Here is a 16,846-nt window from a genome sequence, read left to right as displayed (position 1 = left end):
AGGACGCAGCATGAGCACCCCGGCCCGCGTTCCACAGACAGCCAGTCTGCATTGGCGCACGGGGCTGGCCTATGGCGCATTGGCCGCTCCGCTGGCCTTTGTTTCGCTGCCGCTTTATGTGAGCTTGCCGCACTATTACGCCAGCGCGGCCCAAGCGCCGCTGGCGGCACTGGGCGGGGTCTTGCTGGCGACGCGCGCGCTGGACGCATTGATCGATCCTGCGCTGGGCCGCCTGGCGGATCGTCTGTTCCTGCAGGGCGGGGGCAGGCCATGGCGGGCGGCGGCCCTGGGCTGTGCCGTGCTGGCGGCCGGTTTTGCCTTGCTGTGGCATCCCCCGGCCGGCAGCCAGACAGCGATGCTTGCATGGCTGGCGGGCGTGCTGCTGCTGACCACGCTGGCCTATAGCTGGGTCAGCATATTGCACCAGACATGGGGCACGCGCTGGGGCGGTGCGCCGCGCTGGAGGGCCAGTGTGACGGCCTGGCGCGAGGCGGCCACATTGACCGGCGTCTTGCTGGCAAGCGGGCTTGCGCTGTGGCTGGGAAAGGACGCGACCAGCGCCCTGCTGGCCTTGGGTCTCGCGCTCGGGCTCTGGAGCCTGCACCGGCTGCGCAGGCCGGGCGAGGCCCTGGCCGCGCAGGGGGACGCACGGCCGTCCCAGGGCGCACCCTGGTCGAATGCCGGCTTTCGCTGGCTGATGCTTGTTTTTGTGCTCAACGGCATTGCCAGCGCCATACCGGCCACCTTGCTGCCGTTCTTTGTCGCCGACCGGCTGCAGGCGGTGCATTTGCAGCCCTGGTTTCTGCTGGGCTATTTCGGCGCCGCGGCGCTGGGTCTGCCCTTGTGGGTCCATGCCGTCTCCCGTTGGGGCCTGGCTCCGAGCTGGCGCGCCAGCATGGGGCTTGCCGTGCTGGCATTTGTTGCCACGCCCTGGCTGGATGCCGGCGATGGGCCGGCGTTTTTCATCATCTGCGTTGCCAGCGGACTGACACTGGGCGCCGATCTGGCCCTGCCAGGCGCACTCTTGACCGGCGTCATCCACCAGGCGGGCGCGGGCGGCCGGGACGAAGGTCGGTATCTGGGCTGGTGGACTTGCGCGAGCAAGCTGAACCTGGCCCTTGCCGGCGGCCTGGCCTTGCCTTTGCTGTCATGGGCCGGCTACCGCAGCGCAAGCACCGATGCGTCGGCCCTCAGCGTGCTGGCCTGGACCTATGCAGGACTGCCGTGTCTTCTGAAGCTCTGCGCCGCCCTGGCGCTGTGGCAGGCAGAGCGGCGCAATCCCACCTGGAGAAAAAAGACATGACGCTATCCCACCTCTTCGCCGTACGCTCCTCATGGCTTCTCCGCTCCAGCCTGGGTCTTGCCCTGGCGGGACTACTGGCGGGATGTGCCGGCCCCAACGTGCAGGATTACGCACAACAGCAACCGACCATGGATTTGCGCGAGTACTTCAACGGTCCGCTGACCGCGCATGGCATCTTCACCGATCGTTCCGGCCGGGTGGTCAAGCGCTTCACGGTGCAGATGACGGGCCGCTGGGAGGGTGACAACGGCACGCTGGATGAGCATTTTCTCTACAGCGATGGCACGACGCAGCGCCGGGTCTGGCGCCTGCGGCATCTGGGGGGCGGGCGATATGTGGGCACGGCGGACGATGTCGTCGGCGAGGCCCTGGGCGAGGCGGCGGGGAATGCATTCCACTGGAAGTACACGCTGGCCTTGCTGGTCGACGGCAGCGTGTGGAACGTCGCGCTCGATGACTGGATGTACCGCATGGACGCGCGCACCTTGCTCAACCGCAGCACGATGCGCAAATTCGGCCTGCACCTGGGTGAAGTGACCTTGGTCATGAGCAAAACGTCCCAGGAGTGAATGCCATGCCGCTGTTCGGACGCCCCCTCAATCCACCGCTGCAGGACTGGTCAGGCCGTTGGGTCTGGGTCATAGGCGCCTCCTCGGGCATTGGCCGCGCCACTGCCGCGGCACTGCACAGCCAGGGTGCGCGCGTCATCGTGTCGGCGCGCAACGCGAGCGCGTTGGATGATTTCGTGAAAGACCACGCGGGCTGTCTGGCGTTGCCGCTGGATGTGAGCGACGCCAACGCCGTGCGGGACGCGGCACTGCAGGTACAAGACCATGCCGGTCACCAGCTTGCGCTGGCGCTGTACTGCGCGGGCCACTATCGCGCGCAAAGCGCGACCGTCTTCGACCTGGCCGAAATGCAGCGCCACCTTGCCGTGAACTACTGCGGCGCGCTGTATCTGCTCGATGCCTTGCTGCCCATGCTGCTGCTCGCGGGAAGCGGCCACATCAGTCTGGTGGGCAGCGTGGCTGGCTACCGCGGCTTGCCGTTGTCTCTGGCCTATGGACCGACCAAGGCCGCGCTGAACAATCTGGCGGAAAACCTGTATCTGGACCTGCACTCCCGCGGATTGGGCGTTTCGGTGATCAACCCGGGTTTTGTGGATACACCGCTGACCGCGGACAACCTGTTCGCCATGCCCGCACTGATCTCGGCGGAGCAGGCCGCGCAATGCATGCTCGAGGGGTGGCGCCAGGGCCGGTTCGAGATGAACTTTCCGCGCCGCTTCACCCGCTGGATGCGCCTGCTGCGGTGCTTGCCCGATGCCTGGTATTTTGCTGCGGTGCGCCGCGCCACGGGGGCACGATGACGCATCCAGACAACTGTACGGACGCGCGGGTCGCCGCCGTGGTTGCGGCCTACGAAGGGCTGCGCGTGGAAACCCTGCCGGCGCTGATGGCGCTGTACAGCGAGCACGCGCGATTCAAGGACCCCTTCAACGAGGTCTGCGGCCGGCCTGCGATCGAGCACATCTTCAGGCACATGTTCGACACGCTGGATGCGCCGCGCTTCGTCGTCGCCACCCAGGTGTGCCAAGGCGATGATGCCTTTCTGACCTGGGAGTTCAGCTTTCGGCGCCGCGCCGGCGCCGCAGTCCTGCGCATACGCGGCGCATCCCACCTGCATTTCTCCGCCCAGGGCGGGGTGGAGCTGCATCGCGACTACTGGGATCCGGCCGAAGAGCTGTATTCGAAGCTGCCGCTGCTGGGCGCCGTCATGCGGGGTCTGCGCAAATTACTGTCTTCGGAGCCCAGGAACCATCGCCAGCGCTGATGGGCATTGCCGCCAGCAGCGCGCCGGGAAGAGGCTTCGATCGCGCACTTTGAACCAAGGAAATAGATATGAAAATGGATACGGCAATGGAAAATGCGATGCCAGCGTGGCTCCGCTGGCTGGGCATTGCCTGCCTGGGCTGGAGTCTTTCGGGCTGCGCCACCGGCGTGCCCGAGGGGCTGCAGGCGGTGGGCAGCTTCGATGTGCAACGCTATCAGGGGCGCTGGTATGAGATCGCCCGCCTGGATCATCGTTTCGAGCGTGGTCTGAGCGATGTCACGGCACGCTACGAGATCCAGCCCGATGCGAGCGTGCGGGTGATCAACAGCGGTTTCGATGCGGCCAAGGGCCGCTGGCAGACGGCCCAGGGGCGCGCCAAATTCCTGGGAGACCCGGACGTGGCCTCGCTCAAGGTGTCGTTCTTCGGGCCGTTCTATGGCGGCTACCACGTCATCGCCCTGGATCCCGCATACCGTTGGGCCATGGTGGCCGGACCGGATCGCAGCTATCTATGGATTCTTGCGCGCGAGCCCCGCCTGGATGCGGAGATTCAGACGCAATTGAAGAACCAGGCCCATGCGCTGGGGTTTGACACTTCCGCATTGATCTGGGTGGAGCACAAGCGCGCTCAGCCCTGACCCCGGGCGAGAGGCCCGTTGGGTCTCAGTCACTGTCGCCAGGGTGCTCCACGCCGAGGATGGCATGCAGCCGGGCGCTGGTGGTGGTGTATTGCAGTGCCACCTTGTCGCCGCTGAGCCACTCGGCCGCGGCAAAGGCGGCCAGCGTGGCTTCGTGGAAAGCGCAGAGGATCAGGCGGCGCTTGCCGGCATAGGTATTGATGTCGCCAACGGCGTAGATGCCGGGCAGGTTGGTCGAAAAGGTGGCGGCATCGACCTGCAACTGCTTGCGCTCCATGGCCAGGCCCCAGTCGGCGATGGGCCCCAGGCGCGGGGAAATGCCCAGGTAGACCCAGAGCTGGTCCAGCGCCAGGCGCTGGGGCGCACCTTGCGGATCCGTGAGCAGCAGGGCTGCGAGCTGGCCGTCCTGCTCTTCGATGGCGTTGATCTGGGCCGCGACCACGGCGATGCGGCCGGTGGCGCGCAGTGCCTGCAGTTGTGCCAGCAGCTCGGGTGCGGCCTGGAAGACGTCACGGCGATGCAGCAAAGTGATGCGGGCCGTGGGATGTTCCTGGGCGCAGCGCAGGGCGGCGGCGACCGCATCTTCGTCACCACCGTGGATGACGATGTGTTCGTTCGGGGCCACGGCGACATCGGCCGGGTGGTAATGCAGCTGGCGGCCCAGATGGGCTTGCAATCCGTCGATCTTGAGCGTGCGCGGCACAAAGGCGCCTACGCCGGCCGCGATGAACACGCTGCGCGTGCGCAGTTGAACCCCTGCGGACGTGGTCAGCAGAAAGCGGCCGTCGGCCAGGGATTCAAGCGCCTGGACCTGGCTGCCCAGGTGCCACTGCACCGGTATGGGCGCGAGCTGGCGCAGCAGCAGGTCGACGAGTTCGCGGCCGGTGCAGACCGGAATGCCCGGTACGTCGTAAATGGGCTTGTCGCCGTACAGCTGGGCGCATTGGCCGCCTGCATGGGGCAGGGCGTCGACCAAGTGGGCGTTCAGGCCTTGCAGGCCCAGCTGAAACGCCTGGAACAGGCCGGCAGGACCGGCGCCTATCACCACGGCATCGGTGTCAATGGATGGGGTGGCGGTCGCGGCGCTGTCGGTCATCGGGCGGTGGTCAGGCAGTCAGGGACTCAGCGCTGCAGGGCAGCGATCTTGCCGGGCTTGCCGTTGAAGTCATCAGCGTCGGGCAACGGGTTCTTGCGCTTGGTGATGCTTTTCCAACCCTGGGCCAGGGCCAGTTCGGCATTGAGCTTGATGAAGGCGAGCTGATCGGGCGGCACGTCTTCTTCGGCAAAAATCGCATTGGCCGGGCACTCGGGAATGCAGACGGCACAGTCAATGCATTCGTCCGGGTCGATGACCAGCATGTTCGGGCCTTCGCGGAAGCAGTCCACGGGGCATACGTCCACGCAGTCGGTGTATTTGCACTGGATGCAGTTTTCGGAAACGACGTGAGTCATGAGGGATCTTTGGAGTTATAGGGTCTGTACTGACTGATTTTATTTCACTGGGGCGATTCGTGGGCGCAGTGTGCAATGAGGAAAGCGCAGCGTCGGGGTATCACCCGACGCTGCGCCTTGAATTCAGTGCGCCAGCGCTGCCGCAGCGGTCTTGTGGCTGGCCGTATCGACCAGGATCAGCGCGCCCTGGATGCGGGCCTCGCTGAAAGCGCGCAGCGGCAGGGCTTCCTGCAGCACCAGCTCGACCACGCCGATGGCATTGGCCTGCAGCTGGGCCGCAGGCTCTTCGGCCAGCGTGTGGATGTCGAGGTGGTGTACCACGCGGCGCACCTTGGCCTTGACCCAGCGGTGGCCGTGCAGCGCCCAGTACAGGCGCCCGGGCACCAGGGGCTCGTCGTCCATCCAGGCGACGGTGGCGGTGAGTTCACGGCGGGCCACGGGCGTCGCTGGCGGGGCGTCGAAATCATCGTCGGCCACGGCCTGGGGCACGTCGGCCGCCAAAATCCAGTCGCCGCGCGAAACATCGACTTCGCGGTCCAGCACCACGCCGGCGCTGTGCCCGGCCGCCACATCGGCAGGGCGGCGTGCATGGTCCAGCACCTGGGCGATGACGGCGCTCTGGCCGCTGGGGAAGACCTGCACGGTCTGGCCCACGCTCAGTTGGCCTGCGCCCAGTCGGCCCCAGAACACGCGCCGGCCCTGGCTGGTATCGGCCGAGGACGAGAATTTTTCCACCCATTGCACGGGAAAGGCCATGGACAGGTGGCTGTCGGCGGGCGTGCCGGGCAGGCCTTCGAGCCATTGCAGCAGGCTGGGGCCGGTGTAGCCGCACCAGCCGGTTTCGGCCGTGACCACGTTCCAGCCCTTGAGGGCCGAGACCGGCACCGTGGCCGCGACGCTGATGCCCGCGGCCTGGGCAAAGGTTTCCAGCGCGGCGCGGATGTGTTCAAACGCGAGGGTGGGATTCTCCACCGCGTCGAGCTTGTTGACGGCGAACACCAGCGAAGGCACGCGCAGCATATGCACCAGCAGGCTGTGGCGGCGGGTCTGGGGCAGCAGGGCCAGATCGGGCGAGCGCCAGTCGAGCTTGGTTGCATCGACCAGCACCACGGCGGCGTCGGCGCTGCTGGCCGCGGTGACCATGTTGCGCGTGTACTGCTCGTGGCCGGGTGCGTCGCCGATGATGAACTTGCGCGCCGGCGTGGCGAAGTAGCGGTAGGCCACGTCGATGGTGATGCCTTGTTCGCGCTCGGCCGACAGGCCGTCGGTTAGCAGGGCCAGATCGGTCTCGCCGCTGCGCTGCACGCCGGCGAGCTGGTCTTGCAGCACCGATTTGCTGTCGACCAGCAGGCGGCCGATCAGCGTGCTCTTGCCGTCATCCACGCTGCCGCAGGTGATGAAGCGCAGCGCCGACTGGGTGTCCTGCAGTGTGGCCAGGGAGGGGGATGCAATGCTGTTCATTAGAAGTAACCTTCCTTCTTGCGCTTTTCCATGGAGGCGTCGCTGGTCTTGTCGTCCATGCGCGTGGCGCCGCGTTCGCTGACGTCGGCGGCCAGGGTTTCGATCACGATATCGGCGGCGCTGGCGGCCGTGCTTTCGACGGGGCAGGTGCAGGTGATGTCGCCCACGGTGCGAAAACGCACGTCGCGCAGCACGATTTCCTCGCCCTCGCGCGCCGGCGTCAGCTCGGTCACGGGCACCAGCAGGCCGCGGCGCTCGACCACTTCACGTTCGTGGGTGTAGTAGATCGACGGCAGCGCGATCTGCTCGCGTTCTATGTATTGCCAGACGTCGAGTTCGGTCCAGTTGCTGATGGGGAACACGCGGAAGTGCTCGCCCGGTGCGATGCGGGTGTTGAACAGCGTCCACAGCTCGGGGCGCTGGGCCTTGGGCTGCCATTGGCCGAAGTTGTCGCGGTGCGAGAAGATGCGCTCCTTGGCGCGGGCCTTTTCCTCGTCGCGGCGCGCGCCGCCGATCAGCGCGTCGAAGCGGAATTCCTCGATGGCCTCGAGCAGCGTCACCGACTGGTGGACGTTGCGCGATTCGCCGGGGTGGGCCAGGCGCACCGTACCGCGGGCCATGGAGTCCTCGACATTGCGCACGATCAGCTCGGCGCCCAGCTCCCGGGCACGCAGGTCGCGGAAGTCGGTGACTTCAACGAAGTTGTGGCCGGTATCGATCATCAGCAGCGGGAAGGGCAGGCGGCCCGCGCCGAAGGCCTTTTCGGCGCAGCGCAGCATCACCAGCGAATCCTTGCCGCCGGAAAACAGCAGGGTCGGGCGCTCGAAAGTGGCGGCCACTTCGCGCAGGATGAAGATGGTCTCTTCTTCCAGCGCATCCAGATGGTGGTTGCTGAGCTGGCTCAGCACTTGGGGTTCGGTACGGGCGTTCATGCAAAACCTTGGGGCTATGTCTTGGGGCGGATGCGGAGTTCAGGCGGCTTTGACGTGCAGGCCGCATTCTTTGGCCGTCTCGTCTTCCCACCACCAGCGGCCGGCGCGAAAGTCTTCGCCCAGGCTGATGGCACGGGTGCAGGGCGCACAGCCCACCGAGGGGTAGAACTGGTCATGCAAGGGGTTGTAGTCCACGTCGTTACTGGCAATGTAGTGCCAGACGTCACCCCAGGTCCAGTCGGCCAGGGGATTGAACTTGGTCAGCCCCTTGGTGGCGACTTCGCTGGTGTCGATGGCCGGCACGTCGGCGCGGGCGTTGGACTGCTCGCGGCGCAGGCCGGTGATCCAGCCGCTCTTGCCGGCCAGGGCCCGTGCCAGCGGCTCCATCTTGCGGATGGCGCAGCATTCCTTGCGCAGCGCCAGGCTGCGGTACATCGCGTCCTGGCCTTCACGGCGCACAAACTGGATCACCTGCTCGTGCTGCGGACGGTAGACCTGCACGGGCGCACGCGAAGAGGCTTCGGTGCGTTCCAGCAAGGCCAGGGTCTCGGTATGCAGGGCGCCGGTTTCGAGCACGAAGACCGGAATGTCCAGCGCCAGGGCGTTGATCAAATGGGTGATCACCACATCCTCGGCGCCCAGGCTGGACGCCTGGGTCACGGCGCCCGCATGGGCCGCGGCCTGGATCAGCAGCCGCTCGCTGTGCGCCTGTTTTGCGGCAAAGTCGCTGCTGGCCCGCGCATTCAGGCTGACGGCCTGGCGGCCATGGGCGGGGCCCGCGGTAGGCAGCAGGGAGCTGGTGGCGCTGCTCATCACGCCTCCTGTGGTGCAAAAATGGGCGCGGTCTGCACCGCATCGCCCTGGTAGTAGCGCGCAAAGCGCTCGAACTGGCGCTGGGCGGCCGAAGCATCGACATCGGCGCGCAGCACGGCGGCGCTGAAGCCGGTGCGCTGCATCAGCACCAGTTGGTCGATCAGCACGTCGCCCGTGGCGCGCAGCTCGCCGGTGAAGCCGCGCCGGCGGCGCAGCAGGTAGGCCTGGCTGAAAGCGCGGCCATCGGTGAACTGGGGAAAGTGCAGGTCGATGCGCGTCACGCCCTCAAGCGGCAGCGCCATGGCATCGCCATCGTTGGCCAGCGCCACCTGGCTGGCATCGCCCTCGGTCGGGGCGAGGTGTTCGTGGGAGGCTAGGATTTTCATGGTCTCAAGCGGATAGGGTGGCGGGGCTCAGGCCGTGGCTTCGGCTTCGACTTCGATGGGCGCGGGGTGGCGCGCGGCCTTGCCGGCTTCCTTGAACAGGTCCAGGCCCAGGCGGCGCACGGTGTCCTGAAAGCGCTCGCCGGGCGTGCGCTGGTCGCGGTAGGTGGCCAGCACGGCCTCGATCACGTCGGGCACTTCGGCCGCCGAGAACGAGGGACCGATGGCCTTGCCGGCGACAGGTGCGCCCGACAGGTGGGCGCCGTCGGAGCCGCCCAGCGTGACCTGATACCACTCCTTGCCGTCCTTGTCGACGCCCAGAATGCCGATGTGGCCGCTGTGGTGGTGGCCGCAGCTGTTGATGCAGCCGCTGATGTGCAGGTCGATGGGGCCGATGTCGTCGAGCTCGTCCAGATCCTGGTAGCGCTGGGTGATGGCTTCGGCGATAGGCAGCGAGCGTGCATTGGCCAGGGCGCAGAAGTCGCCGCCGGGGCAGGCAATCATGTCGGTCAGCAGTTGCACGTTGGCGCTGGTCAGGCCCAGGGCCTTGGCCTGCTCCCACAGGGCGAACAGTTCGCTCACCGGCACCCAGGGCAGCAGCACGTTCTGCTCATGGGTCACGCGGGCTTCGCCCGAGGAGAAGCGGTCGACCAGTTCGGCCAGCGCGTCGAGCTGGTCGGCCGTGGCATCGCCAGGGGCCTGGCCCAGGCGCTTGAACGACAGCGTCACGGCGCGCAGCTGGGGGTTGCGGTGGGCATGGACATTGCGCGACAGCCAGCGCGAGAACGCGGGGTGGGCGGCGGCATGGCTCAGCAGGGTCTGTTCGATCTGGGCCGGCGTGAGCTGGGGCAGGTCGGGCAGCTGCGGGTCGGCAAAGCAGGCCTTGACGCGGTCGAGCTCGGCCTGGGGAATGGTGTGCGGGCCGCCGTCGATTTCCACGATCTGGCGGTACTCTTCTTCCACGTCGTCGATGTACTGCTGTCCTTCGGACTTGACCAGGATCTTGATCCGGGCCTTGTACTTGTTGTCGCGGCGGCCGTGCTCGTTGTACACGCGCACGATGGCCTCGATGTAATTCATGATCTGGTTCCAGGGCAGGAACGCACGGATCTGCGTGGCGATGACCGGCGTGCGGCCCATGCCGCCGCCGACAAAGACCTTGAAGCCGATCTCGCCGGCCTCGTTCTTCACCAGGTGCAGGCCCACGTCGTGCCAGCCCGTGGCGGCGCGGTCTTCCTCGGCGCCGCTGATGGCGATCTTGAACTTGCGCGGCAGGAAAGCGAACTCGGGGTGCAGCGTGGTCCACTGGCGCAGGATTTCGGCGTAGGGGCGAGGGTCGATGATTTCATCGATGGCCACGCCGGCCAGCGCGTCGGTGGTGGTGTTGCGGATGCAGTTGCCGCTGGTCTGGATGCCGTGCATGTCCACGCTGGCCAGCAGGTCCATCACATCGGCGGCCTTGGACAGCGGAATCCAGTTGAACTGCACATTGGTGCGCGTGGTGAAGTGGGCGCAGTTCTTGGGCAGGAAAGTCGTGCCCAGCAGGCCCTGGCCTTCCATGGCGGCCTGGAATACGGCTGCTTCGGGCTCGTCGTATTCGCGCGCAATGCGCGCCAGCACACGGATCTGGCGGCTGGCGATTTCGCCGTAGGGCACGGCCACGCGCAGCATGGGCGCGTAGCGCTGTACATACCAGCCGTTTTGCAGGCGCAGCGGGCGGAAGTCGTCTTCCGGCAGCTTGCCGGCTTGCCAGCGTTCGAGTTGGTCACGGAACTGATCGGCGCGCAGCTTCACGAATTCCTGGTCAAAGGGGGTGTATTGGTACATGGCGGTTCAGTGGGAAAACCGGTGGAGCCCAGCCTCTGACGGGCCGGCCGAATGCGGTAAGTACGAGCGCGCGCCCAAAGCCGGGGGACGGCTGTGGGGGCGTGTGCTCAGAACTTGCATGGGCCCGACTGTAGGGGGCGGCACAAGGGAAACAAACTATTGTTTTGTGCTTCCTTTATGCGAATAAGCATATGCACCAAGGCTGGCGCGGCCTGGCGACCGATTGAGGTGCGCGCGAGGCGCAGTTCGGCCCTTACGCCGGCGAGGGCGATGGCAGGCGCTGGGTCGACAAGGCCTTGGCCAGCTTGGCGTCCAGGGGCAGAGGCTCGTCGTGCAACTGCGCTGCCAGCAGTTCGCCGCACAGCAGGGCCAGGGTGATGCCGCGCGCGCCCATGGCCGTGCTGACCCAGAGACCGGGCTGGCCTACGGGGTCGACCGGGCCGACCACGGGCAGGCGGTCCAACGAAGCCAGGCGCACGCCGGCCCACAGTTGGGGTGTCTGCGGGCCGGTGAACGCCGGCGCGAGCGCCTTCGCATGATCGGGCAGCAGGGCTTGCAGCCGTTGCCAGTTGGCCGCATGGGCCGCGGTCTGGTCGGCGGGAGACGGTGGCAGTTGGTCGATGTCGCGCTCGAAAGTCGAGCCCATGAACCAGCCGGTGGAAGAAGTGCCCCCTGAGCGGCTGTTGTCGAGGGGAATATGCGGCACCAGGCTGCCCTTGCCGTTGACAGGAAAGGGCGGCAGGGCCTGGGCGAGGTCGTCGGTCTCGGTGCCCCAGGAGACCTGGCCGCGCATGCGCTGCAAAGGCCAGCTGGCGGGCAGCAACTGGTCGCTGCCATAGCCCGTGGCCACCACCACCAGCGGCGCCTGGGCCAGCACCTGGCCTTGGGCGTCGAGGGCTTGCCAGGCGGGCGCTGCGTCGCTTGCGCACTGGCGCAACTGGGCGACGGTGCTGCGGCCTTGCCAATGGATGCCTGGCTGGGCCAGCAGGGCACGCACCAGCTGGGCCGGCCGTATCCAGCCGGCCTGGGCATGCCAGCAAGCGGGCTGGTCGGCGTGCAGGCCCGCGAGGGCGCGCTGCGCGGCGTCGGCCGGGCGGCTCCAGTCGCGGCCGGGGTGGGGGCGCGCGTCTTCCGTGGCGGGCTTGCCTTCGAGCTGCCAGTCGCGCGGCAGGCCGATCTGGCCGTCGCTGCTTTCCACGCGGTGTTCGAGCACGCCGCAGTGCTGCCAGTCGCGGCCCGGCACCAGCAGGGCCTGGGCATGTTGCAAGCCGGTGCGCACGCCGCTGCGCGACAGGCGCGACAGCAGGCTGTCATCGGGCGAGACATGGGGGGCGAGCAGGCCTGCCGGCAGGCCCGAGGCGCCGGCGGCGGGCGCTTCGGCCTGGTCCAGCACCCGCACCTGCCAGCCGCGCTGCGCGAGCTGGTAGGCCACGGAGGCTCCGGCCAGCCCGCCGCCGATCACGATGCAGTGGCGCTGGTCGATGGGCGGCAGCGCCATGGGCCGGGCCCAGGCGTCGCTGGCGCGGCGCGGCTCCCAGCGCGGCGCGAAGCAGGCCTGGAGGTTGTCGCGCTTGGGCGGCACGCCCGGCATTTTTTGCACCTCGAAGCCGTGTTGGCTCAGGGCGTCGCGCACGGCCCGGGCAATGGTCCAGCTGGCCAGGCGCGTGCCGCGGCGGCAACAGCGCGCCACGGCCTGCAAGGTGTAGGCATCCCACAGTTCGGGGTTGCACTTGGGGCTGAAGCCGTCGAGGTAGACCGAGTCCACGGTCGGCAACTGCTGGCGCAGCTGGGCGCGGGCGTCGCCTATGTACAGCGTCAGCAGCACCCGCCCGCCTTCGAACGACAGGCGGTGCACGCCGGGCAGCAGGCCCCAGAACTGGTCGGCCAGATGCTCGGCCAGCGGGCGCAGCGCCGGATCGCGGGGCGCGGCGCGGCGCATGTCGTCGCTGCTGACCGGATAGGCTTCGACGGAGACGAAATGCAGGCGCTCGGGGCGGGCGGGGTCGGCTTTCCACGCGGCCCAGGTGACGAGAAAATTCAGCCCGAAGCCGAAGCCGGTTTCCAGGATGCGCCACTGGGGCTGGTGGGCCCAGGCCGCAGGCAGGCCGCAGCCGGCGAGAAACACCTGGCGGGCCTGGTCCAGGCCGCCGTTTTCGCTGTGGTAGCGGTCCGAGAAGCGGGGGCTGTAAGGCGTGCCGTCGGGCAGCCAGTCAATGGTTTCGGACATGGAAATCAGGAAAAGGCCTCACTCCCAGCGCTGCTGGTAGGAGAACGTGGGCAGGCGCCATTTGAAGTGGATGGCCATCATGCGCATCGCCAGGCCGCCGGCAAAGCAGATGGCGGTGCTGATGCCGGTGTTGACTTCGAAGGCCCGCAACACCAGGAACAGCACGCACACCGCCAGCGACACGCTGGCATAGAGCTCGCGCCGGAACACCACCGGGACCTGGTTGCACAGTACGTCGCGCAGGATACCGCCGCTGATGCCGGTGAGCATGCCGGAAATGATGACCACGACCAGCGGGTAGTTCAGCTGCAGCGCGACGTTGCAGCCGATCAGCGAGAACGCGATCAGGCCCATGGCGTCCAGCAGCAGGAACAGCTGCTTGAGGCGCAGCAGATGGCGCGCGATCAGCGTGGTCAGCAGGCCGGCGGAAATGACCAGGTAGACGTATTCGGGGTGCTGGGTCCAGCCTATGGGGAAATGGCCCAGCACCATGTCGCGGATGGTGCCGCCGCCCAGGGCAGTGACAAAGGCAATCACGGCGACGCCGAAGATGTCCATGTTGCGCCGGCCGGCGGCCAGGGCGCCGGACATGGCTTCGGCGGTGATCGCCACGAGGTAGATCACCAACATGGTGTCGATGGGAGTGGCCAGGGGCTGGAGCGCGGGAAGGGGAGAAGACACGGAGGACAACTTTGTGTAGAAGCCAGTCCGTCCCTGACGGTGCTGGCACGCCTCTCCCGCTGTCCTTTTTACCTGAGAGTTTGGGCGCTGGGTCAGCGCTTGCCCCTTCGGTGAGTCGAGCGAAACCTCGACTTCTCTCCAGTTGGCGAATGATTTCTGCGGTTCCGGGTACCTGAGCGATTATGGGAGTTTGCGCCTTCGGTGAAAGCGCCTGGCGCCTTGCTCTCCCGCAGAAAGATGGGATTATCCCGTCCTCCCGGTGCCCCCGTCAATGCGGGGGCTGAGCTTCTTACTCGGTAGGAGGCACGTAGCCGGCAGCGGCGTCGGCACCGCCGCCGAAGAAATGGTTTTCCATCTGGCGTGCCAGGTACTGGCGCGCGCGGGCGTCGGCCAGGTTCAGGCGGTTTTCATTGACCAGCATGGTCTGGTGCTTGAGCCAGCCAGCCCAGGCTTCCTTGCTGACGCTTTCCCAGATGCGCTTGCCCAGCTCGCCGGGATAGGGAGGAAAGTCCAGGCCTTCAGCGTCTTTGTCGAGCTTGATGCAGTGAACGGTACGTGCCATGGGGAGAGGTCCTTGTGCTGACTTCAGATGTTTTGGATATAACGAACTGAAATCTTATTGGTTTAAGTTTTGATGGGCTGGTTTCAGAATGCAAACAGCAGCGAAGAACCGCTGATTGCAACCTTCATCAAGGCCCAAATGACAATTCGCCGTCACTTTATCAAGTTTCCAGTACTTCTTGCGCTGACCTCCAGCCTTGCACTCACGGCGGCTCCGGCCATGGCCCAGTCCTTGACGCTGCTGAATGTCTCCTACGACCCCACGCGCGAGCTGTACGCCGAGTACAACCAGGCCTTCGCCAAGCACTGGAAAGCCAAGACCGGGCAGGTGGTGTCGGTCAAGCAATCGCATGGCGGCTCGGGCAAGCAGGCGCGCTCCATCATCGACGGCATCGACGCCGATGTGGCCACGCTGGCGCTGGCCGGCGACATCGACGCCGTGGTCAAGAACGGCGGTCAGGTGAACGCTGATTGGCAAAAACGCCTGCCGCACAACTCCGCGCCCTACAGCTCGACCATCGTGTTCCTGGTGAAGAAAGGCAACCCCAAGGCCATCAAGGACTGGGATGACTTGATCAAGCCCGGCGTGCAGGTGATCACCCCCAACCCCAAGACCTCGGGCGGCGCGCGCTGGAACTACCTCGCGGCCTGGGAGTTTGCCAAGCGCAAGTACGGCGGCGAGCCCCAAGCCAAGGAATTCGTCGGCAAGCTCTACCAGAACGTGCCCGTGCTCGACACCGGCGCGCGCGGCTCGACCATCACGTTCGTGCAGCGCGGCGTGGGCGATGTCCTGCTGGCCTGGGAGAACGAAGCATTCCTGGCGCTCAAGGAGTTCGGCCGCGACAAGTTCGACATCGTCGTGCCTTCGCTTTCCATCCTGGCCGAGCCCTCGGTGGCCGTGGTCGACAAGGTGGTCGACAAGCGCGGCACACGCGCCGTGGCCGAGGAATACCTCAAGTACCTGTATTCGGACGAAGGCCAGGAGATTGCCGGTCGCAACTTCTACCGCCCGACTTCGGAAAAGGCCAAGGCCCAGTTCGCCAGCACCTTCCCCAAGCTGGCGCTGGTGACCATCGACCAGGCATTTGGCGGCTGGGCCAAGGCGGACAAGGCGCACTTTGCCGACGGCGGCAGCTTTGACCAGATCTATACCCGCAAGTAAGCAGGGGCCGGCAAGGTCCGGCGCCGCAAGGAGAACCCCCATGAAGACCTGCCTGCAGTCCGCAGCCTGTGGCATCGCCCGGCCCGGCCCGGCTTGGCCCGCGTTGCAGCTGATCGCCACGACGGCGGCCAGCTGGAACCTGATTGCGCCGGTGCGCGCGCGCAAACGGGTGCGCCGCATCGCGCTGCGCGGCATCGCCCCGGCGCGGGCCCACAGCTGCAACACGTCTGCACAGGGCGGCGCATGAGCATCAGCGGCGTTCACCACTTGCAACTGGCGTTTCGCGCCGGCAGCGCGCAGGCCATGCAGCATTTCTACGGTGATCTGCTGGGCCTGGGCGAGTTGCCGCCAGACCGCGCCCAGCCAGGCGCCAGGCTGCGGTTTGCGGCCGGCGGTCAGCGCATCGATCTGGTGGCGGTGGCGCAGTGGCAGTCCCTGCCCAGCGCGTCCCACCTGGCATTCGAAGTGCAGGACCTGCCCGCGCTGCGCCAGCGCCTGCAGGCCGCGCAGTGGCCGCTGGTGGAAAACCAGGGCCTGACCGGATTTTCGCGGTTCTACCTCAAGGACCCGGCGGGCAATCAGCTCGAATTTTTGGAAGCAGAGTCAGTCACATGAATTTTCAGCAGTTGCGCTCGGTGCGCGAAACCGTGCGCCGGAGTTTCAACCTCACCGAGGTCGCGCAGGTGCTCTACACCTCGCAGCCCGGCGTGAGCCGCCAGATCCGCGAATTGGAAGACGAGCTGGGCGTGCAGATTTTTGTGCGCCTGGGCAAACGCCTCACCGGCCTGACGCCGCCGGGTGCGAGCCTGATGCCCATCGTGGAAAAACTGCTGTTCGAGGCCGACAACCTGCGCCGCGCCGGCCAGGACTTCAGTGCCAGCGAGCAGGGGCGGCTGGCGATCGCCGCCACGCATTCGCAGGCCCGCTATGCGCTGCCCCAGGTGGTGCGCGATTTTCGCCACCGCTTTCCCGAGGTCGTGCTGCATTTGCACCAGGGCTCGCCCCAGCAGGTGGCGCAGATGCTGCTCAGCGGCGAGGCCGACATCGGCGTGGCCACCGAAGCCCTGTCGGGCCATGACGCGCTGGTCACCTTGCCTTGCTACCGCTGGACACACAGCATCGTCGTGCCGCCAGGCCATCCGCTGCTCGACGTCCCAGGACCGCTGACGCTGGAGCAACTGGTGCAGTACCCCATCATCACCTACGAAGTGGGCTTCACCGGCCGGGCCCACATCGACGAAGCCTTCGCGCGCGAAGGCCTGACGCCCGACGTGGTGCTGTCGGCCATGGATGCCGATGTGATCAAGACCTATGTGGAACTGGGCATGGGCGTGGGCATCGTGGCGTCGATCGCGGTCGACGCCGAGCGCGACCGCCATCTGCGTCTGCTCGACGCCGGCCATTTGTTCGAAGTCAACCTCACGCGCCTGGGTCTGCGCCGCGGGGCCTGGCTGCGCGGCTATGCCTACCATTTCATCGAAAGCTTTGTGCCCACGCTCACGCGCGATGTCGTGGCGCAGGCGCTGGCCGTCGGACCGAGCGCAGGCTGAGCGGGCGAGGGGCTTTGGCCGGC

The 16,846-nt window shown here is 66.8% G+C and carries 19 protein-coding genes and 1 riboswitch; of the genes, 9 read left to right on the top strand and 10 right to left on the bottom strand.

Going from position 1 to position 16,846, the window contains the following annotated elements:
* Positions 1 to 10: 10 nt before the first annotated feature.
* The 5 genes from N0K08_RS16410 (at position 11) to N0K08_RS16390 (ending at position 3,774) form a co-directional block, all read left to right on the top strand.
* Positions 11 to 1,303 carry an MFS transporter gene (locus tag N0K08_RS16410; protein ID WP_261501465.1) on the top strand — a complete coding sequence of 431 codons (1,293 nt, stop codon included), beginning with the start codon at positions 11 to 13 and terminating at the stop codon, positions 1,301 to 1,303.
* Positions 1,300 to 1,872: a DUF3833 domain-containing protein gene (locus N0K08_RS16405; protein WP_261501464.1), complete on the top strand. Its 573-nt coding sequence runs from the start codon at positions 1,300 to 1,302 to the stop codon at positions 1,870 to 1,872. Before N0K08_RS16410 ends, N0K08_RS16405 begins: the two co-directional genes overlap by 4 nt.
* 5 nt (positions 1,873 to 1,877) lie before the next feature.
* The gene (locus N0K08_RS16400) at positions 1,878 to 2,672 is read left to right on the top strand and encodes an SDR family NAD(P)-dependent oxidoreductase (RefSeq protein ID WP_261501463.1); all 795 of its coding nucleotides are present in this window, start codon (positions 1,878 to 1,880) and stop codon (positions 2,670 to 2,672) included.
* Positions 2,669 to 3,136, top strand: a complete 468-nt coding sequence (locus tag N0K08_RS16395; RefSeq protein WP_261501462.1) for a nuclear transport factor 2 family protein — start codon at positions 2,669 to 2,671, stop codon at positions 3,134 to 3,136. The genes N0K08_RS16400 and N0K08_RS16395 overlap by 4 nt, the downstream gene beginning before the upstream one ends.
* 98 nt (positions 3,137 to 3,234) lie before the next feature.
* Entirely contained in the window at positions 3,235 to 3,774 is a 540-nt protein-coding gene (locus N0K08_RS16390; RefSeq protein ID WP_261501461.1) for a lipocalin family protein, read from the top strand.
* Between the two features lie 25 nt (positions 3,775 to 3,799).
* On the opposite strand, the gene N0K08_RS16385 is transcribed toward N0K08_RS16390, so the two are convergent.
* From N0K08_RS16385 to N0K08_RS16340, 10 genes are all read right to left on the bottom strand, one after another.
* Positions 3,800 to 4,870 carry an NAD(P)/FAD-dependent oxidoreductase gene (locus N0K08_RS16385; RefSeq protein ID WP_261501460.1) on the bottom strand — a complete coding sequence of 357 codons (1,071 nt, stop codon included), beginning with the start codon at positions 4,868 to 4,870 and terminating at the stop codon, positions 3,800 to 3,802.
* Between the two features lie 26 nt (positions 4,871 to 4,896).
* The gene (gene fdxA / locus N0K08_RS16380) at positions 4,897 to 5,226 is read right to left on the bottom strand and encodes a ferredoxin FdxA (protein ID WP_261501459.1); all 330 of its coding nucleotides are present in this window, start codon (positions 5,224 to 5,226) and stop codon (positions 4,897 to 4,899) included.
* Positions 5,227 to 5,349: 123 nt separating this feature from the next.
* Complete coding sequence (locus N0K08_RS16375; protein WP_261501458.1) at positions 5,350 to 6,687, bottom strand: sulfate adenylyltransferase subunit 1; 1,338 nt, start codon at positions 6,685 to 6,687, stop codon at positions 5,350 to 5,352.
* A complete protein-coding gene (gene cysD, locus N0K08_RS16370; protein WP_261501457.1) occupies positions 6,687 to 7,619 on the bottom strand; it encodes a sulfate adenylyltransferase subunit CysD in 933 nt (310 codons plus the stop codon). Before cysD ends, N0K08_RS16375 begins: the two co-directional genes overlap by 1 nt.
* A gap of 39 nt (positions 7,620 to 7,658) precedes the next feature.
* Complete coding sequence (locus N0K08_RS16365; RefSeq protein WP_261501456.1) at positions 7,659 to 8,432, bottom strand: phosphoadenylyl-sulfate reductase; 774 nt, start codon at positions 8,430 to 8,432, stop codon at positions 7,659 to 7,661.
* The gene (locus tag N0K08_RS16360; RefSeq protein WP_261501455.1) at positions 8,432 to 8,818 is read right to left on the bottom strand and encodes a DUF934 domain-containing protein; all 387 of its coding nucleotides are present in this window, start codon (positions 8,816 to 8,818) and stop codon (positions 8,432 to 8,434) included. Before N0K08_RS16360 ends, N0K08_RS16365 begins: the two co-directional genes overlap by 1 nt.
* A 27-nt stretch (positions 8,819 to 8,845) precedes the next feature.
* Positions 8,846 to 10,642 (bottom strand): nitrite/sulfite reductase, encoded by a 1,797-nt coding sequence (locus tag N0K08_RS16355; protein ID WP_261501454.1) that lies wholly within the window; start codon positions 10,640 to 10,642, stop codon positions 8,846 to 8,848.
* Between the two features lie 253 nt (positions 10,643 to 10,895).
* A complete protein-coding gene (mnmC, locus tag N0K08_RS16350) occupies positions 10,896 to 12,869 on the bottom strand; it encodes an FAD-dependent 5-carboxymethylaminomethyl-2-thiouridine(34) oxidoreductase MnmC (protein ID WP_261501453.1) in 1,974 nt (657 codons plus the stop codon).
* 18 nt (positions 12,870 to 12,887) lie between these two features.
* Positions 12,888 to 13,499 carry a trimeric intracellular cation channel family protein gene (locus N0K08_RS16345; protein ID WP_261501547.1) on the bottom strand — a complete coding sequence of 204 codons (612 nt, stop codon included), beginning with the start codon at positions 13,497 to 13,499 and terminating at the stop codon, positions 12,888 to 12,890.
* A gap of 200 nt (positions 13,500 to 13,699) precedes the next feature.
* Positions 13,700 to 13,790: riboswitch (glycine riboswitch) on the bottom strand.
* 49 nt (positions 13,791 to 13,839) lie between these two features.
* Positions 13,840 to 14,112 carry an oxidative damage protection protein gene (locus tag N0K08_RS16340; protein WP_261501452.1) on the bottom strand — a complete coding sequence of 91 codons (273 nt, stop codon included), beginning with the start codon at positions 14,110 to 14,112 and terminating at the stop codon, positions 13,840 to 13,842.
* 138 nt (positions 14,113 to 14,250) lie between these two features.
* On the opposite strand from N0K08_RS16340, the gene N0K08_RS16335 reads away from it, so the two are divergent.
* From N0K08_RS16335 to N0K08_RS16320, 4 genes are read left to right on the top strand one after another with little or no spacing between them, the layout of a single operon-like run.
* On the top strand, positions 14,251 to 15,273 hold the full coding sequence (locus N0K08_RS16335; protein ID WP_261501451.1) for a sulfate ABC transporter substrate-binding protein: 1,023 nt from the start codon (positions 14,251 to 14,253) through the stop codon (positions 15,271 to 15,273).
* 40 nt (positions 15,274 to 15,313) lie between these two features.
* Positions 15,314 to 15,520, top strand: coding sequence for a hypothetical protein (locus N0K08_RS16330; protein ID WP_261501450.1), 207 nt, complete (start codon positions 15,314 to 15,316; stop codon positions 15,518 to 15,520).
* Entirely contained in the window at positions 15,517 to 15,888 is a 372-nt protein-coding gene (locus N0K08_RS16325; RefSeq protein ID WP_261501449.1) for a VOC family protein, read from the top strand. Before N0K08_RS16330 ends, N0K08_RS16325 begins: the two co-directional genes overlap by 4 nt.
* Positions 15,885 to 16,823, top strand: coding sequence for a CysB family HTH-type transcriptional regulator (locus tag N0K08_RS16320; RefSeq protein WP_261501448.1), 939 nt, complete (start codon positions 15,885 to 15,887; stop codon positions 16,821 to 16,823). The genes N0K08_RS16325 and N0K08_RS16320 overlap by 4 nt, the downstream gene beginning before the upstream one ends.
* Positions 16,824 to 16,846: the final 23 nt, after the last annotated feature.

The organism is Acidovorax bellezanensis (assembly GCF_025421555.1).
Classification (GTDB): domain Bacteria; phylum Pseudomonadota; class Gammaproteobacteria; order Burkholderiales; family Burkholderiaceae_C; genus Comamonas; species Comamonas bellezanensis.
Note: the sequence above shows the minus strand (reverse complement) of the source record. Positions and strands in the feature narration are given on the sequence as shown.